At 61.6% G+C, this 18,086-nt stretch carries 14 protein-coding genes; 13 read left to right on the forward strand and 1 reads right to left on the reverse strand.

Annotated elements, in window-relative coordinates:
* The first annotated feature begins 28 nt into the window (after window positions 1-28).
* The 13 genes from tssC to KSS96_RS13430 all read left to right on the forward strand — a co-directional run bounded on the left by tssC (window position 29) and on the right by KSS96_RS13430 (window position 17,687).
* Complete coding sequence (tssC, locus tag KSS96_RS13370; protein WP_217856410.1) at window positions 29-1,504, forward strand: type VI secretion system contractile sheath large subunit; 1,476 nt, start codon at window positions 29-31, stop codon at window positions 1,502-1,504.
* Window positions 1,501-1,920 carry a type VI secretion system baseplate subunit TssE gene (gene tssE, locus KSS96_RS13375; RefSeq protein ID WP_065878371.1) on the forward strand — a complete coding sequence of 140 codons (420 nt, stop codon included), beginning with the start codon at window positions 1,501-1,503 and terminating at the stop codon, window positions 1,918-1,920. Before tssC ends, tssE begins: the two co-directional genes overlap by 4 nt.
* The gene (tssF, locus tag KSS96_RS13380) at window positions 1,910-3,697 is read left to right on the forward strand and encodes a type VI secretion system baseplate subunit TssF (RefSeq protein WP_068934775.1); all 1,788 of its coding nucleotides are present in this window, start codon (window positions 1,910-1,912) and stop codon (window positions 3,695-3,697) included. Before tssE ends, tssF begins: the two co-directional genes overlap by 11 nt.
* On the forward strand, window positions 3,661-4,668 hold the full coding sequence (tssG, locus tag KSS96_RS13385; protein ID WP_068934777.1) for a type VI secretion system baseplate subunit TssG: 1,008 nt from the start codon (window positions 3,661-3,663) through the stop codon (window positions 4,666-4,668). Before tssF ends, tssG begins: the two co-directional genes overlap by 37 nt.
* A gap of 12 nt (window positions 4,669-4,680) precedes the next feature.
* Window positions 4,681-7,116, forward strand: coding sequence for an AAA family ATPase (locus KSS96_RS13390; protein WP_217856412.1), 2,436 nt, complete (start codon window positions 4,681-4,683; stop codon window positions 7,114-7,116).
* Window positions 7,113-8,645: a sigma-54 interaction domain-containing protein gene (locus KSS96_RS13395; RefSeq protein ID WP_017527968.1), complete on the forward strand. Its 1,533-nt coding sequence runs from the start codon at window positions 7,113-7,115 to the stop codon at window positions 8,643-8,645. Before KSS96_RS13390 ends, KSS96_RS13395 begins: the two co-directional genes overlap by 4 nt.
* A 207-nt stretch (window positions 8,646-8,852) precedes the next feature.
* Entirely contained in the window at window positions 8,853-10,037 is a 1,185-nt protein-coding gene (gene tagH, locus KSS96_RS13400) for a type VI secretion system-associated FHA domain protein TagH (RefSeq protein WP_135196540.1), read from the forward strand.
* A 5-nt stretch (window positions 10,038-10,042) separates the two neighbouring features.
* Window positions 10,043-10,528, forward strand: coding sequence for a type VI secretion system lipoprotein TssJ (tssJ, locus tag KSS96_RS13405; RefSeq protein WP_083221651.1), 486 nt, complete (start codon window positions 10,043-10,045; stop codon window positions 10,526-10,528).
* Window position 10,529: 1 nt separating this feature from the next.
* Window positions 10,530-11,858: a type VI secretion system baseplate subunit TssK gene (gene tssK, locus KSS96_RS13410; RefSeq protein ID WP_017527965.1), complete on the forward strand. Its 1,329-nt coding sequence runs from the start codon at window positions 10,530-10,532 to the stop codon at window positions 11,856-11,858.
* A gap of 5 nt (window positions 11,859-11,863) precedes the next feature.
* Complete coding sequence (icmH, locus tag KSS96_RS13415) at window positions 11,864-12,727, forward strand: type IVB secretion system protein IcmH/DotU (protein WP_068934785.1); 864 nt, start codon at window positions 11,864-11,866, stop codon at window positions 12,725-12,727.
* 15 nt (window positions 12,728-12,742) lie between these two features.
* A complete protein-coding gene (gene tssM, locus KSS96_RS13420) occupies window positions 12,743-16,126 on the forward strand; it encodes a type VI secretion system membrane subunit TssM (protein WP_217856414.1) in 3,384 nt (1,127 codons plus the stop codon).
* Window positions 16,127-16,131: 5 nt separating this feature from the next.
* Window positions 16,132-16,845 (forward strand): PP2C family protein-serine/threonine phosphatase, encoded by a 714-nt coding sequence (locus KSS96_RS13425; protein ID WP_032883446.1) that lies wholly within the window; start codon window positions 16,132-16,134, stop codon window positions 16,843-16,845.
* Window positions 16,842-17,687, forward strand: a complete 846-nt coding sequence (locus KSS96_RS13430; RefSeq protein ID WP_017527961.1) for a serine/threonine-protein kinase — start codon at window positions 16,842-16,844, stop codon at window positions 17,685-17,687. Before KSS96_RS13425 ends, KSS96_RS13430 begins: the two co-directional genes overlap by 4 nt.
* Here the strand turns inward: KSS96_RS13430 and KSS96_RS13435 are convergent.
* The gene (locus tag KSS96_RS13435) at window positions 17,684-18,013 is read right to left on the reverse strand and encodes a DUF6388 family protein (RefSeq protein WP_017527960.1); all 330 of its coding nucleotides are present in this window, start codon (window positions 18,011-18,013) and stop codon (window positions 17,684-17,686) included. The genes KSS96_RS13430 and KSS96_RS13435 overlap by 4 nt on opposite strands.
* Window positions 18,014-18,086: the final 73 nt, after the last annotated feature.

Below are 18,086 nucleotides of genomic sequence, written 5' to 3' on the forward strand. Positions count from 1 at the left end.
CACTTTTCAGTAAAAGGACCCTGACGCCATGAGCATTAAACAGAACCCGATCACTGCCCACACCGCTGATGATTGCAGCATCCTCGATAACATCATTGCGCAAACGCTGCTCAGCGCCGACGACGAGGCCTATGGTATTGCCAAGCGTGGCGTCTCGGCATTTATCGAAGAATTGATCAAACCGCAAAACAGCGGTGAACCGGTCAAGAAACGCTTGGTTGACCGGATGATCGCCGAGATTGACGAAAAGCTCAGCCGGCAGATGGATGAGATTTTGCACTGCCCCCAATTCCAGGCTTTGGAAGCGGCCTGGAAAGGGCTTCAGCTGTTGGTCGAGCGCACCAACTTTCGCGAGAACATTAAGATCGAGCTGCTGAACGTCTCACGGCAAGACCTGCTCGATGACTTTGAAGACTCGCCGGAAGTTACCCAGGCGGGGCTCTACAAGCATGTCTACAGCGCCGAATATGGTCAGTTTGGCGGCCAGCCGGTGGGCGCGATCATTGCCAACTATTTTCTCTCTCCCAGCGCCCCGGATGTGAAACTGATGCAGTACGTTTCCAGCGTGGCATGTATGGCTCACGCGCCTTTTATCGCCGCCGCCGGGCCGGCTTTTTTCGGGTTGGAAAGCTTCACTGGCCTACCTGACCTGAAGGACCTCAGGGACCATTTTGAAGGCCCGCAATTCGCTAAATGGCAGAGCTTTCGCCAGAGCGAAGATGCCCGGTACATAGGGCTGACCGTGCCACGCTTCCTGCTGCGCACGCCATACGACCCCCTTGAATGCCCCGTCAAGACCTTTGCCTATAGGGAAAACGTGGTCAACAGCCATGAGCACTACCTATGGGGCAATACCGCCTACGCATTTGCCACGCGTTTAACCGATAGTTTCGCGCGGTTCCGCTGGTGCCCGAACATCATTGGCCCGCAAAGCGGCGGCGCGGTGGAAGACTTGCCGTTGCATCACTTCCACAGCATGGGCGAAATCGAAACCAAGATTCCCACTGAAGTGCTGGTCTCCGATCGTCGCGAATACGAACTGGCGCAAGAAGGCTTCATTGCCTTGACGATGCGCAAGGGCAGTGACAATGCGGCGTTCTTCTCCGCCAGCTCGGTGCAGAAGCCCAAGAATTTCGGCATCAGTGCCGAGGGCAAGGAAGCCGAGTTGAACTACCGCTTGGGTACCCAACTGCCCTACATGATGGTGGTCAACCGCCTGGCCCATTACTTGAAGGTGCTGCAACGCGAGCAACTGGGCTCGTGGAAGGAGCGTACCGACCTGGAACTGGAGCTGAACAAGTGGATTCGCCAATACGTTGCGGACCAGGAAAACCCCAGCGCCGAAGTGCGCGGGCGGCGACCGCTGCGCGCGGCACGCATCGTTGTCAGTGACGTCGAGGGCGAGCCTGGCTGGTACCGCGTCAATTTGAGCGTACGTCCGCACTTCAAGTACATGGGGGCCGACTTTACGCTGTCGCTGGTTGGCAAGCTCGACAAAGAATGAGCAGGCGTCAGGGGAGGGGCCCCAACCAAAGCCTTTTCGAGCGGCTTGATTGCCCGGCAGCGACTTCGCCATGCGGCATGACCTCGGTGGCGGTTCACCTGGGGAAAATGCTCAGCATCCGCGCGGGAAGTGTGCAGGCGCTGCCGGATTACGGCTTGCCGGACTTCAATGACATGAACCGCAGCCTGCATGAATCCTTGAGCCAGTCGCGCTTGCTCATCGAGCGTTTTATCCGGGCCTACGAACCTCGCCTGAAGCATGTGCGAGTGCGGGCATTGCCTCGGGATCACGACGTGCTGGTCCTGGCGTTTGCCATTGAAGCGACGCTGAGCATCGACGGGGTGGCGCAGCCCGTGGTGTTCACCGCCCGACTGCGTGACGCCGGACAGGTCGAGGTGTCGCCGGATGTCTTTTAACCGTTATTACCAAAGCGAGCTCAGTGCATTGCGTCAACTCGGGCGACGTTTCTCCGAGCGCAATCCGGCGCTTGCGCCTTTTCTTGCGGAACCTGGGCAAGACCCGGATGTAGAACGTCTGCTGGAGGGGTTTGCGTTCCTCACCGGTCGCCTGCGCCAGAAGCTGGATGACGAACTGCCTGAGCTGACCCACTCATTGATGCACCTGTTATGGCCCAACTACATGCGGCCCATGCCGGCGTTCAGCATCTTGCAGTTCGACCCGTTGAAGCACGCAGGTCCAGGTGTGCTGGTGGCGCGAGGCACGCCTGTCGAAAGCGCATGTGTCGAGGGCGAGCGCTGCCGCTTTCAGACCTGTTACGCCACTGAGGTCCTGCCGCTGCAACTGAGCGCGCTCGACTACAACGTTCAAGGGGAGCAGGGCGTGTTGAGCCTGCGCCTGGACATGAGTGCCGAGGGCAACTTCAGTGGGGTGCGGTTCGAACGGTTGCGCCTGCATCTGGCGGGGGATCGCTATATAAGCCAAGGGTTGTACCTGAGCCTGTTGCGTCACCTGGAGGGTATCGAATTGCTGCCGTTGGGGCGCGATGGAGAGGTACTCACAGGCGTTGACGGCGAGGCCCTGTCGCTGCGATTGGACGCCGACCAGGTACAGCCGGTGGGGTTTGCCGAGGAGCAGGCGCTTATTCCCTATCCACAAAATACCTTTCGAGGGTACCGCCATCTGCAGGAGTACTTCGCTTTCCCTGACAAGTACTTGTTTGTCGAGGTGGCCGGGCTTGATGCAGTGCAACGTTTGCCCGATGAGCTTCTCAAGCAGGCCTGCGGCATAAGGCTGTGCTTCGCGTTGCGCGCGCAGCCCCAGGAACTCCAGCGACCCACACTGGATAACGTAAAGCTGTATTGCACGCCCATCGTCAACCTGTTCAAACACGATGCGGTGCCGATTCGCCTGGACGGTAAACAGGATGAGTACCTGCTGGTTCCCGGGGAGTATGCGCGAGGGAGCGCCTGTGTATTTTCCGTGGATAAGGTCACGGGGTGGCGCCCTGGTGGGTTGGGGTATCACACCTACGTACCGTTTGAGTCTTTCGAGCATGACGGCGATACCGATGTGTCGGCCGCGCCCCCGAGCTACAGCATCCGCCAGCGCGCCTCGGCGCAACACACCGGCCTCGATACATGGCTGGGGTTCAGCGGTGGCCAGGCACATGTCCAGGAAACACTCTCGGTCGAACTGACATGCACCAATCACAACCTGCCCCGGCAATTGCAGGCTGGGCAGATCAACCAACCTTGCGAACAGACCCCGGAGGGGTTGTCGTTTCGCAATATCAGCGTCCCCACCGCCAGTTTTGCGCCGCCTCTGGACCAGGATTTTCTCTGGCGGCTAATCAGCAACATGTCGCTCAACTACTTGTCACTGAGCGATATCAACGCGTTGAAGGTCATCCTCGAAACCTACGACCTGCCGCGTTATCACGACCGGCAAGCATTGAAGATCAGCCAACGGCGGCTGGGGGCATTGCGGTCCATCAGTCATGTGGCCGTCGACCGCCTGCACCGTGGAATACCGTTTCGGGGATTGCGGGTCGACCTCAACATCGACGCCCAGGGCTTTCTGGGCCAGGGAGAAGCATTTGTATTCGCCTCGGTGCTCAACGAATTTTTTGCGCTCTACGCCAGCCTCAATGCTTACCACGAACTCAGAGTCATCAGCACACAAGGAGACGTGTACCTATGGCCACCCCGGATGGGCCAGCAGCCTCTGCTTTGACGGAACTCACTCGCGTCATCCGCGAGTATTCGTTGTTCCAGGCGGTCGTGCAGGTGCTCAAGCGCCTGCGCGACGCGCATCCTGCGTTGGATGACGACGCCTTGTATGACCGGTTGGAATTCCAGGCGAATCCAAGTCTTGGTTTTCCTGGCCACGATATCGAGCGGGTGGAATTTTTTGTTGAGCGCGGGCAGTTGCGCGCGCGTCTTCGCCTCAATGTGCTGGGCCTTTGCGGTGCGGGTTCGCCGCTGCCGGCTTTTTATGGCGAGCAGGCGTTCGCCGACGGGTTGGGCGGTCACGTAACTCGAGACTTCCTGGATGTGTTTCACCATCGTTTGCAGCGGCTGATGCTGCCGATCTGGCGCAAGTACCGCTACCGCGCGAGTTTCCAGAAAGGCGCAGTTGATGCTTTTTCCGAGCAGATGTTTGCGCTGATCGGGCTGAGGGGGCGACAAATCCGCACGGCGGCGCAAGTGGATTGCAAGCGACTGCTGCCGTACCTGGGCTTGCTTGGGTTGAGAGTGCATTCGGCTGCCTTGATCGAGACGGTGCTGCGTTACTACTTCAAGCACAACCGTTTGTTTATCGAGCAATGGGTTGAACGCACAGTGGTGATTGCTCACTTGCAGCGAAACCGCTTAGGCGTCACCCACAGCGCGTTGGGTTCGGACCAGGTGCTGGGAAGCCGGGTCGCGGATCGCAGCGGTAAGTTCAGGGTGCACATACAAAACCTGGACTGGGAGCGTTTTCATGGGTTTTTACCCACGGGGGCGGACTATCCGCAGTTGTGCTCGCTGGTTCGACTGACCGCACGGGCGCCCCTGGAATATGACCTGTGCCTGGTGTTGACCAGGGAGGAAATAAGGCCGTTGCGCATCGGCGAGCACAACGTCTGTCGATTGGGCTGGGCCAGTTGGCTGGCGCACGAGTGCGCCGATGGTGTGGTCATCGTGGCCGGCAATGCTCATTAGGGACGAGTGATTATGATGAATGTAGACCTGCAACAACTTATCAACACATTGACGCCCCTGGCCCGTCGAGATTTGGAGCGTTCGGCCGAACGTTGCGTGATGCGCGGTGGCAGCGACGTCCTGGTTGAAGACCTGCTGCTGGCCATGCTTGAACAACGGGATGGCCTGCTGGTGCGGGCCTTGGCCGATGCGCAGGTCGAGGCTGGCGAACTGGAAGCCGCACTGCAGCCCAAGGGGCAGGCGAGCGCGTCGCGCAATCCGGTGTTCGCCCCGGCCCTTGTGCAATGGTTGCAACAAGCGTTGATGGTGGCGCATCTGGAACTGCGCCAGACCGAAGTGGACCACGGTGCCTTGTTACTGGCGATCTTGCGTCACCCCCAGCACGCGGGCAGCGCCTATCAAAGGGTCTTGAGCCGTTTGGATACGCAGCGTGTGCTTGAGTTTACGTTGAGTCAGGTTGCCGCTATCCCCTCGTCAGCCAGGGGTGAGTCGTTGTTGGCGCGCTTTACCCATGACCTGACGAGCCAGGCCCATGAAGGGCGTATCGACCCGGTGTTGTGCCGTGACGTAGAGATTGCTCAGTTGATCGACATACTGATGCGCCGGCGCAAGAACAATCCGATTCTCGTCGGCGAGGCCGGGGTGGGCAAGACCGCCGTTGTCGAGGGTCTGGCCCTGTGCATCGTCAACTCACAGGTGCCGGAGCCCCTCAAGGCGGTACGGGTGCTCACGCTGGACATGGGCTTGCTGCAAGCCGGCGCCAGCATTCGGGGCGAGTTTGAACGCCGTCTCAAAGGCGTGATCGATGAGGTCAACGCCTCGCCGCAGCCTGTGATTCTGTTTATCGACGAGGCGCATACGCTGGTGGGCGCGGGCGCCCAGGCGGGTGGCGGTGACGCCGCCAACCTGCTCAAGCCGGCTCTGGCGCGCGGTGAACTACGCACCATCGCGGCCACCACCTGGTCTGAATACAAAAAATACTTCGAAAAAGACCCTGCCTTGGCGCGACGTTTCCAGCCGGTGCTGGTCGGCGAGCCCAGCGTGGAGCAGGCAATTTCGATCCTGCGCGGGCTGGCGCCGGTGTATGAAGCCAGCCATGGCGTGTATGTCCGTGACGATGCCGTTGTCGCGGCGGCTCACATGAGCGCCCGTTACCTGGCCGGGCGGCAGTTGCCCGACAAGGCCGTCGATGTACTGGATACTGCCTGCGCCCGCGCACGAATCAGCCAGGCAACCGCACCTGAGGCGCTCCAGCGCCTGAACGCCGAGCATGCTGAAGGCTTGCAGCAGCGCGAGGCAATGAGTCGAGACAAGGACACCGGGCTACCGGTGGACGAGCAATCCTTGTGCGCATTGAACGTGCGATTGGCGGCTGTCGAGATCGAACGTCGGGTTTTGGAGCAAGCCTGGCTTGAGTCGCAAGCGCGGGTCGAACCGGCGCGTGTCTGCCCGCGATTGGTGGCACAGGTCATCAGTGCCTGGACCGGTATTCCGGTTGAGCAGTTGGCACTTGAACACAGTGAAACAGTGTCTGGTTTTGCCGACGCGTTGCGCTCACGCATCCTCGGTCAGGAGCACGCGGTGCTGGCGCTCGACCGTAACCAACGCGCGGTCGCCACCGGTCTGAACAAGGCCGACGCTCCGGTTGGGGTGTTTCTGTTGGTGGGCCCAAGTGGCGTGGGCAAGACCGAAACGGCCCTGGCCCTGGCGGATTTGCTGTACGGCGGTGAGCGGTTTGTCACTACCCTCAATATGTCTGAGTTTCAGGAGAAGCACGCGCTGTCTCGGCTCATCGGTGCCCCGCCGGGTTATGTGGGGTATGGCGAGGGCGGGGTACTGACGGAAGCCGTGCGCCAACGACCTTACTCGGTGGTGCTGCTCGACGAGGTCGAAAAGGCCGATCCGGACGTACTGAACCTGTTCTATCAGATCTTCGACAAAGGGTTGGCCAATGATGGCGAAGGCCGAGAGATCGACTTTCGTAACACGCTGATCCTGATGACCTCCAACCTGGGCAGCGAATGCATCGTCGATCTATGCGCAGGGGGCCGGCGGCCAGATCCGCAGGTGTTGCAAGACGCGATACATCCGCTGCTACGCGATTACTTCAAGCCGGCGCTGCTGGCGCGCATGCGTGTCGTGCCCTATTACCCGGTTGTAGGTGAAGTGCTGCATGACCTGGCAAGGCTCAAGCTGGACCGCCTGGGGCAACGGCTGAAACTGCGCAACCTGGCGTTCGGTTACACGCGCGAACTGATCACCTATATGGCCGAGCGTTGCAACCACTGGGACAGCGGTGCGCGGTATATCGACCAATGGATCGAGATCCACCTGTTGCCCCAGATGGTTGATCGCCTGTTGGAGGCAATGGCCTGCGGCGAAACCCTGTCGCGGGTCCATGCATGCCTGGATGCCGGCGGGCAACCGACCTGTGAGTTCAGCCAATGAGCGACAATCTGTTTGCCCAATTGCCCCATCCCTTGGACTACGCCGATGTGCTGCTCACCTGGTTCGCTCGCTTGGGTATCGACGCTGACGAGACCACGTTAGCGCAGCTCTGTGTGACGGCTGCGGCACAACTAAGCCAGTGCGAACTTGCCCAATTGTATTGGCGCGACGAGGTGACAGGGCGCCTCGACCTGATTGCCCAGCATTTGCCCGGCGCACTGGCGCTTGGCGAGCCGGCAAGTAGCCATGACTTCCAGCATGAGCAATTGCTGCACTATGTCCTCAGCCAGGGCCACTCTTTGAGCCTGGAGGACCTGGCCAACAGCGTCTACGAAAGTGCCTTTCTGCCGGCCGCGAGGTTGCCCTGGCAGGCGTTGTCATGCGTGCCATTGTCGGGGCGGCGCGCGAGCGTGACGGGCCTGTTGTTATGCGCCAGCCAGCGTCCCCGATCCTTGCAGGGCCATGGCCCGTCATTGCGGTTGCTGGGGAGTTTCGCCTTGAACCAGCTGGGCGTTTTGAAGGGGCTGCGCCTTGTGCAAAGCGCTTCCCCGACAAAACCTGGCACGCCGGTCGCCCGGACGGCGTATGGGCTGATCGGCAACAGCACAGCCATGGACGAAACCTACCGTTTGATTGGCAAGGTGCTGAACACCTCGTACACAGTTTTGCTGCGCGGCGAGACCGGGACCGGAAAAGAGGTGGTGGCGCGGGCCATTCACGCCAGCGGGCCGCGTAGCGGCAAAGCCTTTGTGGTGCAGAACTGCGCCGCCTTTCCCGAAGGGTTGCTGGAAAGTGAACTGTTTGGCTATCGCAAGGGTGCGTTCACCGGCGCCGAGCGTAACCATGCAGGGCTGTTCGACGCCGCGCATGGCGGAACATTGCTGCTGGACGAAATCGGCGATATGCCGCTGTCATTACAGGCCAAGTTGCTGCGGGTGTTGCAGGAGGGCGAAATCCGTCCGTTGGGAGCCAGTGCAGCCCACAAGGTCGATGTGCGCATCATCGCCGCGACCCATCGCGACCTCGCTGCAATGGTGGCCGAAGGCAGCTTCCGTGAGGATCTCTACTACCGATTGGCGCAATTTCCCATCGAACTGCCGGCCTTGCGTCAGCGGGGCGGTGATGTGTTGCTGTTGGCGCGAGAGTTCGCGCAAACAGCGTGTACGGCACTCGGCTGTACGTCGGTGCAGTGGTCCAGTGCGGCCTTGGATCAACTGTCGAGCCATGCTTTCCCCGGCAATGTGCGCGAACTCAAATGCCTGGTGGAACGTGCCGTACTGCTCTGCGATGACGGTGTGATCTTGCCCGCGCATTTGTGCCTGTCGCCAGCGCCGACTGCCATGGCCCTCGATGCAACGTTGCGCCAACGCCTGGAGCGGGTTGAGCGGGTATTTTTGATCGACTGCCTGCACAAGAACCGTGGCAACCGAACCCGCACCGCCCGTGAGTTGGGGGTTGCGCGCCGCACGCTGCTGTACCGCCTGGCACGTCTGAATATTCCCTGCAGCGATGCCCGAGGGGAAGGCTGAATGGTGCGCGCATGGACCTGGTGCTTCGACGCCAGCCTCATTTTCCTGGGAGATACCTGATGCTTCTTCGCCCCTGGCACGCCTTGGTGCTTGTGTTGTGTTTGCTGAGCGGTTGTAACGGCAATTACGTTTTTGATGATGCTGATTACCGTGCGCTGGGTGACTCCCAGGCGCCCCGTCGAGGCCATTGAGTTGGGAAAACCTGCCATGCAGTTAGTGTTTGAGGTGTGTGATAGCGGGAGCGGCGAACCGCCGGCCCGCAAGCTTTTCGACGGCGTCGGCGGCGTGATCGGGCGTGGGGCTGGGTGTGACTGGGTGATTGCCGATCCCGATCGCTTGCTTTCCAGTCTCCATGGTTTGGTCGGTTACCGAGACGGCCAATACTTTCTCACCGATATCAGCAGCAATGGTATCGGCGTGTCTGGCAGCACGGAGCGGTTGTGCAAAGGCCAGGCGCGTCTGATCAGCGAAGGTGATGTGTACCAGTTGGGGGCGGTGAGCATTCGCGCTCAACTGATAGGGCAGGGGGCGCATTATGACCGGCCGGCCTTTGCCGGCAACGAGACGATTCCCGACGATGCGTTTCTGATACTGGACCCCTTGCACGGCCTGGAGCGTGAGCAACCGGGCAGCGAGTTACCCGAGCATCTGGATGCATCGGAGCCCCGTGCAGAAATGCCCGGAGGCCTGCTTTCCCACGGTGCCGTAGAACAAGACCACTTGATCGTGCCGAGTTGGGCCGAACCCGCCAGCCCTGGGCCTTCCAGTGCGGCGCAGACCGTTACGACGCCTGCAGGTGAAGGGTTCTGGTCACAGTTCGGCGCTGTGCTGGGCGTGGAGATGGATGCACTCGATACCCTGGGGCGCGAAGCCCTGGCGATCAAGGTCGCGAGACTGTTCAGGCAAACCATCGAAGGGTTGCAGCAGAGCCTGCGGACCCGCGATGAGCTCAACAGTGAGTTGAACCTGGACGGCACAGCGCTGGCGCGCACGCGCCGCAACCCCTTGCAAGATTGCGGCGACACACAGGCAGCCTTGGCGTCGCTGTTGGGCGCAGGCGATTCGGGCCAACTGCCTGCCGAATTGGCGATCGCCCAGGCGTGCCGGGAGATGCAAATTCACCAATTGGCCTTGGTCGTGGCCTGCCGTGCAGCGGTGCGCAGCGCGCTCGCGACGTTTGCCCCCGGCCATCTGCTGCTCTGCTTCGAACGTGAGGGCAACCCGCCCCGGTTCGCTACCGACGGCGCTCGTTGGCGGGCATACCAACGCCATTACATGCGCCTGAGCGAGGAGCACCCCTTGGGCGAGCAGCTGTTACGCAACGACTTTTCCAAAGCGTATGAGGAGCAGGTGCGTCTCGTCGGCGCCCTGCATGCGGCTTATCCGGGATGACAATCATGTATCGAGCCACCTTTATATCAATGCTGCTTGCCCTGGGCCTATTGACCGGTTGTGGCAGCCTTTCACCGTTTTCAACCTTGACCAAGCTCGACCTGAGCTTGACGGCCAGCGACACAGTCAACCCCGATCTTCACGGCCGGCCCTCTCCGGTGGTCGTGCGCCTGCTTGAGTTGCGGCACCCGGCGGCGTTCGAAAATGCTGACTTCTTCAGCCTCTATAGCCACGCCGAGCAGGCACTGCCCAAAGACTGGGTCAACAGCGAAGAGCTGGAGTTGCGCCCCGGTGAACAGCAGGTGCTCAAGCTCAGCATCGAACCGCAGAGTCGTTATATCGGCGTGTTGGCAGCCTATCGCGACCTGCCGCATGTGCAATGGCGCCTGGTACTGCCCGTTACCCGGCAGCAACTGACGCGCGCGCAGTTGTTACTTGACGAGTCGGGGGTTCGCGCTGTCGGCCCTCAAGCCGGCCGGTCGGAGAACTGAAATGCAGATTGATAAAGTCATCTGGCGGGAGGGCATGCTGCTGCGTCCGCAGCACTTGCAGCACAACGACCGTTATTACCATCAACAGCTCAACCGTAGCCGCTTGCTGAGCAGGGATGGCTGGGGGTTCCTGACGCTGGACATCGATGTGCAGTACCTGAATCTGGGCAAGCTGGTCGTCAACCAGGCCAGCGGGGTATTTCCCGATGGAAGCCTGTTCGAATTGAACAACACCATGCCGCCGCTGGTGTTGCAGGTACCCGCCGACACCGCTGGGCAAGCCGTGTTCCTGGCGTTGCCCCTGGCCATCGGCAATCAACTGGACGTGCGCCAGCCAGAGCAAAGCGATGTGCTGGCGCGTTATGTGAGTTACGAAACACAGATCGCAGACTCGAATGTCGGTATGAACGCTCACTGCCAGATCCACTGCGCCCGCCCGGATCTACACCTGCAATTGGGGGAACAACCCAGTGATTCGCTGCATGTGAAGCTCCAGGTAGCCCAGGTGCTCGATTCCACGCGAGAGGCCGGCGTACAGCTGGACGCGGACTTCGTACCGACGTTTATTTATGTGCAGAGCGCCGGCTATGTGTCGTCATGCGTCAAGGAAGTGGTCAGCCTGCTGGCTGCCCGAGGCGATGCGATTGCCGCCCGCGTCCAGGGCAATGGAGGTTCGGCCGGTGCCCAGCTCGGCGACTTTCTGATGCTGCAACTGATCAATCGTACCGAGGTGCTATTGCGTCACTACCTGAGCCAAAGCCAGGTGCGTCCGGAGGCGGTGTACCGGGTATTGCTGTCGATTCTCGGTGAGCTGTCTACCTTCGCCGTCGACGACAAACGCGCGCAGGTGGAAGGGTGTTATCGGCATGGAGATCAGGGGGCGAGCTTTCGTGGGCTAATGGACGGTATTCGCAAGGTGCTGTCAGCGGTGCTGGAACAGCACGCCATCGAACTCCCGCTGGAAGCACGGCAATACGGGGTGCTGGTGTGCCCCGTAAGCGATCTGAAATTGTTGGGCGCGGCAACCTTCATTCTGGCGGCAACCGCCCACTGCGATTCGGAAGAACTGCGCCACCGTTTGCCCGCGCATCTCAAGGTTGGACCGGTTGAGCGCATACGTGAGCTGGTCAATCTGCACCTGGCCGGTATCAAGGTAAAACCGCTGCCGGTGGCGCCACGCCAGATTCCGTTCCATGCCGGCAAGACCTATTTCATGCTCGAACTCAGTGCCCGGGATATCACGCAACTGGAACAGTCCGGCGGTTTTGCCTTCCACGCCAGCGGCGAGTTTGCGGCGCTTGAACTCAACTTCTGGGCCATCAGGAACTGAACGCCATGACCATGGACAGCGAATACCCGCAGGACGAAAAAACCGTTCTGCTCGACCGCCAGGGTCGTGCCCCGGCGCAGGCCGCGGTGACGGATTACCCCTCGCCACCACGCTTTGAGCAATTGGAAGACCGGATGATCTACACCGCCAGCCTGCAAGGCGCCCAGGGTTTCAAGATGGGGCCCAATGCTCTGGTGGCAGCCGCCTGGGACCTGCTGTCACAGGTTGTTGAACTCAGAAGCAGCACCGCTCGGGAGAGCTTGCAGAGCCTCAATGACCGACTGTCGTCGGCCATTACCGCGTTTGAAGCACATGCCCTGCACCAGGGCGTAGCGAACAGCCAGGTGATGTCCGCGCGTTACGTGCTGTGCAGCGTAATTGACGAAGCGGTCGTCACCACTGCATGGGGTAGTCGTAGCCACTGGTCGAAGACGAGCCTGCTGAGCCGCTTTCATAACGAAACCTTCGGTGGCGAAAAGTTTTTCCAACTGCTGGAGCGGCTGAGCCGCGATCCGGTCAAGCACGTGGCCATGCTTGAGTTGATGTACCTGTGCCTGTCGATGGGGTTTGAAGGTAAGTACCGGGTTATGGAGCGGGGAGGGGCGCAGCTCGAGGACATCCGAGATGCCTTGTATCGACAGATCCGGCATGTACGCGGCGAGCGCCTGCCGATATTTACCCCCGCGAACGCAGGGCGCGTGCCAGGCGCGCGGCTGCGCATTGTGTCGGCCACCTGGGTCGCTGTTTTGGCGTGTGCCGGTTTGCTGGCGATGTACTCGGGGTTTGCCTGGGTCTTGGGTAATGAGCGCGTGACGGTGCTGCAACTTTTTCAACCTTTGGCGCCGGATCAGACGCGGACGCCCTTGTAACGCTGGGAGCAATGAATGAACGCATTCTTCAAGGGCGCGGGCACCGTGCTGCGCAAAAGTTGGGTCTGGAGCCTGTTGCTGGTGCTGTCCAGCGCACTGCTGGTGTGGTTTTTTGGGCCGTTGCTGGCAGTGGCTGACCACCGGTTCTGGCAGGGCTCGACGGCTCGCCTGGTGACCATCAGTGGGTTGTTTCTGCTGTGGGGGCTGGCGATGGTCGTGGTGGGCGCGCGCCGTACTGCACGACTGAAGCAGCCTGAGTACCAGGAGCGGTATCAACGCACGGGGCTGATCGACGACGAACAAAGGCAGGTGCGCGGGCGTTTCAAGGAGGCCCTGCACACGCTGAAGACTACCCGTCGCTATGCGCAGCGCAGCGACCGTTGGCGTAACGCCTTGCCCTGGTACCTATTGATTGGCCAGCAGGGCAGTGGCAAGACCGGTGTCCTGGCCGCCGGAGGGCTGCACTTGCCATTGGATCGGGGCGAGTCGGTGCCCCCAGGTACAACCGCGTATTTTGACTGGTACTTGGCCGACGAAGCGGTGATGGTCGAGAGCGCAGGGCGATACCTGGATCAACCTGAAGGTGCGGTGGACGGCGCGGGCTGGTCGACGTTTCTGGGGTTGCTCAAGTCGCGGCGTCGGGCGCGCCCGCTCAATGGCGTGGTGGTGACGTTGGCGGTAGAGACGCTGCTTGGCAGCAATGAGCATGACCTGGATTTGCATGCACGCCACGTGCGCACCCGCTTACAGGATATCCAACAGAGATTGCACCTGGACGTGCCGATCTATCTGGTGCTGACCCAGGCGGATCGACTGCCCGGCTTCACTGAGTTCTTCGACGCGCCCCAGGGTGACAGCGCAGATGCGGTATTGGGCGTGTATGTCGGCGCAGGCAACACGGGGACCGCAATGGCCGAGGTCCGCCAGGCGTTCGAGGGGTTGCTGCAACGCCTTGTGGCAGAGCTGACTGCGCGCTTGCAGCACGAGCGTAACCTTGAGCGTCGTGGCCAGATGCTTGATTTTCCTCGGCACGTTGCGCAAATCGGCGAACGCCTGTGCCAGTTCGTGGAGTCTGCGTTTTCCGCTCATCGTTTCCAGCACATCAATGGGTTGCGTGGCGTTTACCTGACCTGTGCGCAGGCGGGTGAGCGACGTGCCTACTTCATTCAGGGGGTATTCAACCGGGTGATCTTTGCCGAGGCCGATCTTGCCGGGCTGCATGCGTCGGAGCGCCAACGCATCCGGCGACACCAGGGGCTGTTGGCGCTGGCGGCGTCCCTGGTGCTCGCCGGGGCGGGCGGGCTATGGGCTCACAGCTACGGGCTCAACCACCAGCGCCTGATGCGGTTGGCGGAACTGACTCAACCACTGTCGCCCGCCGATGCCGGTTTGGACGCTACCCTGGCGTTGCTGCCGTTGCTGGACAGTCGTTTGGCTGCAATGCGGTTGTTCCCGGCGGCGCAGGACAGTCAGTGGCACGAGCGGGCCGGCTTGTATCAAGGTGAACCAAGCCGCCCACTGCTGACCCGGGCCTATGCAGAGGCGCTGCATCAGCAGTTGCTACCCTTGCTGACCGCGCTGCTCGAAGAACAGGTGCGCGCCGACCTGGGGGATCGCGAGGCGCTGCCGGACAGCTTGCGCGCCTACCTGATGCTCAGCCTGCGCGAGCGTCGCGACAACGCATGGCTGGCGCGGCGCATGGCCGGTTATTGGTCGCAGCGTTATGCCGGGAATGCCTCGGCGCAGAACCGCTTGAATGAACACCTCGCGCAGCTATTAGAGCAACCCTTCGTGGCGTCCTTGAACACTGCGCTGGTGGCAGACGCTCGCCAGGACCTGCGTGGAGAGTCATTGGCGCAAGGGGTCTATCGGGTGCTGCGCGAACAAGCCCGCGACCTGGAACCCTATCGTCTGGTAGAAGGCCCCGGATTTGCCGCTGCGGAGCAACCTATCCCCGGTTTCTACACCAAACGGTATGTGCAGTATTTTGAAAAGCAGGGCCCCAGGCTGGTCAATGCCATTGCCCAGGATAATTGGCTGCTGGGAGAAAACGGCGACCTCAGCGCCATGGACCTGCGCCAATTGATGCTGGTGCTGGAACAGCGCTATTTCAGCGAGTACGCCGACGCCTGGAGCCAGGCCATCAGCCAAGTCCGCCTGCAGCCGAGCGACGGCCTCAAGCAGCATGCCGATGAGCTGGCCAGCCTGGCGTCAGCCCAGTCGCCGTTGGTGCAACTGTTGCAACGGGTGAGGGAAAACACCCGATTGCTGCCGGGTGATCGCGCTGAAGCCATCAGCCAGCAGGTAGGCGAGTTGGCCGCACAGGTTCCGTTCGAGGGGGCCAGCGTGCTGGCCGGCCGCGGGCCAGGGCAGGCGACGCCTGATACGGCGCGACGCGCATTGCAACGGCGCTTCGAACCGTTGCACCGCTTGCTCGACACCGAGCAGAACCCAGGCGTCGAACTGACACAGGCGTTGCGGCTACTCGATGAATGGCAGCAGCAACTGGCGGCCCTTCACCGCGAGGGCGCGCCCGAACAGGCGGCATTCAACCTGGTCAAGCATCGTATGGAGGGGCAGTTGCCATTGTTGGGCAAGGTGCGTGATGCCGCGGTGCGTCTGCCGTCGCCGCTCAAGGGGTGGTTCGAAGGCATTGCCGACGACAGTTGGCGGTTGCTGCTGGAGGATGCCTATGTGTTTATGAATCAGCGTTATCAAAGTGAGGTGTATGGTTTTTATGCTAAGGCGATTCAACGCCGCTACCCGTTCAATGCCCATGCCGGCAGCGATGTCGCCCTCGGTGACTTCCAGGAGTTTTTCAAGCCTCGGGGAGGCATGGCACGCTTTTATGACCATTACCTGCGGCCCTTCGTAAGTGCCGAGGGCGGCCGCTATCGCTTGCGCGGCCTGGATGGCCGCAGCCTGCCGGTGTCACGTTCGTTGTTGGAACAACTGGTGAAAGTACACATGATTCGCCAGGGTTTTTTCAGTGAAGAGCAGGGGGAGTGGGCCGTTCGATTCACGTTGGCACCCTATAGCCTGGATCAGGCGGTCAGCCGTGCGGTGCTGCGCATTGGCGATAAACAGCTTGAGTACCGGCATGGTCCGATCGTGCCCATGGCATTCCATTGGCCAAGCGACGCGGACAACGGCCGCAGCAGCCTGGTGCTGGAGCGGGGTATGGAGCGGCCGCTGGGGATCGAAAAGAACAGTGGGCCGTGGTCGTTGTTCCGGTTTTTGGACTTGATGCATAGCGAGCCCGCCAGCGGTCGCGATGCACAAGTGCTCAAGGCCGATCTCGGAGGGCTGCGCGCTAACTTCCTGCTCACCAGCCAGCGCAATCCCGGCCCGTTTCAGATGGCCGCATGGCGCACCTTTCGCCTGCCGGAGCAGCTGTGAGCCAGATGCCTGCCCGCTGGCGCAGCATTGGGCGTACGTCACGCGGCAAGATGCGTGCTCGCAACGAGGACGCGTTCTTTGACGGCCCACAGCGTGGTTGTTGGGCGGTCGCCGACGGCATGGGCGGCCACCGTGCCGGGGATGTGGCCAGTCAGTGGGTCATCAGCAGCCTGGCGGCGTTGCCAGGCCAGGGCAGCCTCGATGAGCGGGTCGAGGCGGTGCGGCGATGCTTGCGATGGCTGGACTGCCGGCTTGGGCAGCCGGCGCAGCAAGCCGGCGAGGGCATCATGGGCAGCACGGTGGTCGTGTTGTTGTTGGACGGTCAGCGCGCGGCCTGCATCTGGGCGGGGGACAGTCGCTGCTACCTATGGCGTGGGCGGCGCCTGTACCAGCTGTCGCGGGATCATTCTCTGCGCCAACACCTGATGGACACCCAGCAACTGAGCCCGGAACAGGCTCGGGCCCATCCGGATGCCAGGGCGCTGACCCGTGCCCTCGGCGGTCGACAGCCTCTGAGCCTGGAGGTACTGGAGCTCAGTACGCATCCTGGGGATGTATTTTTGTTGTGCAGCGACGGGTTGTATCAGGGGCTCAGCCATGGCGAGTTGGGCCGTGCGTTGAATGCGGGCACTCCCCGGCAGGTGGTGGACCGGTTGTTTGCCGACGCGTTGCGTGGGCCGGCCCGCGACGACCTGACGGCCGTGGTGGTTCAACCATGAGCGCGCGCATCGGCCCGTCGACCCTGCTTGCGGGCCGTTACCAGCTTGAGCGGGTATTGGGTTCTGGCGGTATGGGGGTGGTCTATCGTGCCCGTGACCTGCTGCACGAGGCGTTCGGCGAGCCCGATGCGCGGGTGGCGCTGAAACTGTTGGGCGAAACGCTGACTGAGTCGTGCGATGGCCATGTGTTGCTGTACAGCGAGTTCGCACTGACCCGAAGCCTGCGACATGAGCACGTGGTGCGCCTGTTTACCTTCGAGGTCGACACCGCTTGCCAGGCGGCGTTTTTCACCATGGAGTTACTGCAAGGCCTGACCCTGGACCGCTTGCTGCTGGAATGCCCGGATGGGTTGCCCTGGCACGAGCTGCAACCCTTGGCCTTGCAGCTGCTGGATGCGCTGGCGTCCGTCCACCAGCAAGGCGTTGTGCACGGGGACGTAAAGCCGACCAACATTATGGTGGGCGAGCAGGGCGTGCGTTTGTTCGATTTTGGCCTGGGCCATGCCCAGGCGCAGCAGGCCGCCGGGCTGCCCGGTTTGAACCGCAGCCGTTTGAACGCCTGGACCCCTGCCTATGCGGCACCGGAACTGATAGCCGGCGCGTACCCGTGCGCGAGTACCGACCTGTATGGCGCGGCCTGCGTACTCTTTGCGTTGGCCCGTGGGCGTGTGCGGCAGCTCAATGAACCCCTGCACCGGCCTCGTCAATTGCCAAGACACTGCTGGCCGGCACTGCGTTCGGCGTTGGCCACGGACCCGGCGTATCGAACCCTGAGCGCCGCCGAATTACGCGAAGCGCTGGGCGGGCAGCGGCACCGCGGGTGGCTGTGGTTTGAGCGTTAACCGGCCAAGTCATGCAACTTGCAGTATTCGTCCCATCCCAGGCCGGCCATCTGGGCCACTTCCTTGTGCACTTCCAGGCGCTGGGTCTCGAAGGCTTCGGGGGAGTCCGCCGTGAGCTTGAGGGTTAATTCCCAGGCAAATAGCCCTTGGCGTTCCGCCTCGGCTTCGAAGGCTTCATGCAGCCGTTCGGCGCGATACTGCGCCTGGGTTTCACCCTTGGCCTGGGCGGCGAGCGGGTTCAGGGTGTCCAGCTCCGCTGCGACGTCGGGGTGCTCGTTGAGGAATCGGTCCAGCGCGCGCTGGTGGTTATCGCCAGGTGGTGACAAGCGTGTGCTCCAAATCAGGTGGAACAAGGCCCGCGTGCCGGGCCGCATGACAGCGGACGCGGCTGCGTAAGGG

The organism is Pseudomonas asgharzadehiana, assembly GCF_019139815.1.
In the GTDB taxonomy this organism is placed as follows: domain Bacteria; phylum Pseudomonadota; class Gammaproteobacteria; order Pseudomonadales; family Pseudomonadaceae; genus Aquipseudomonas; species Aquipseudomonas asgharzadehiana.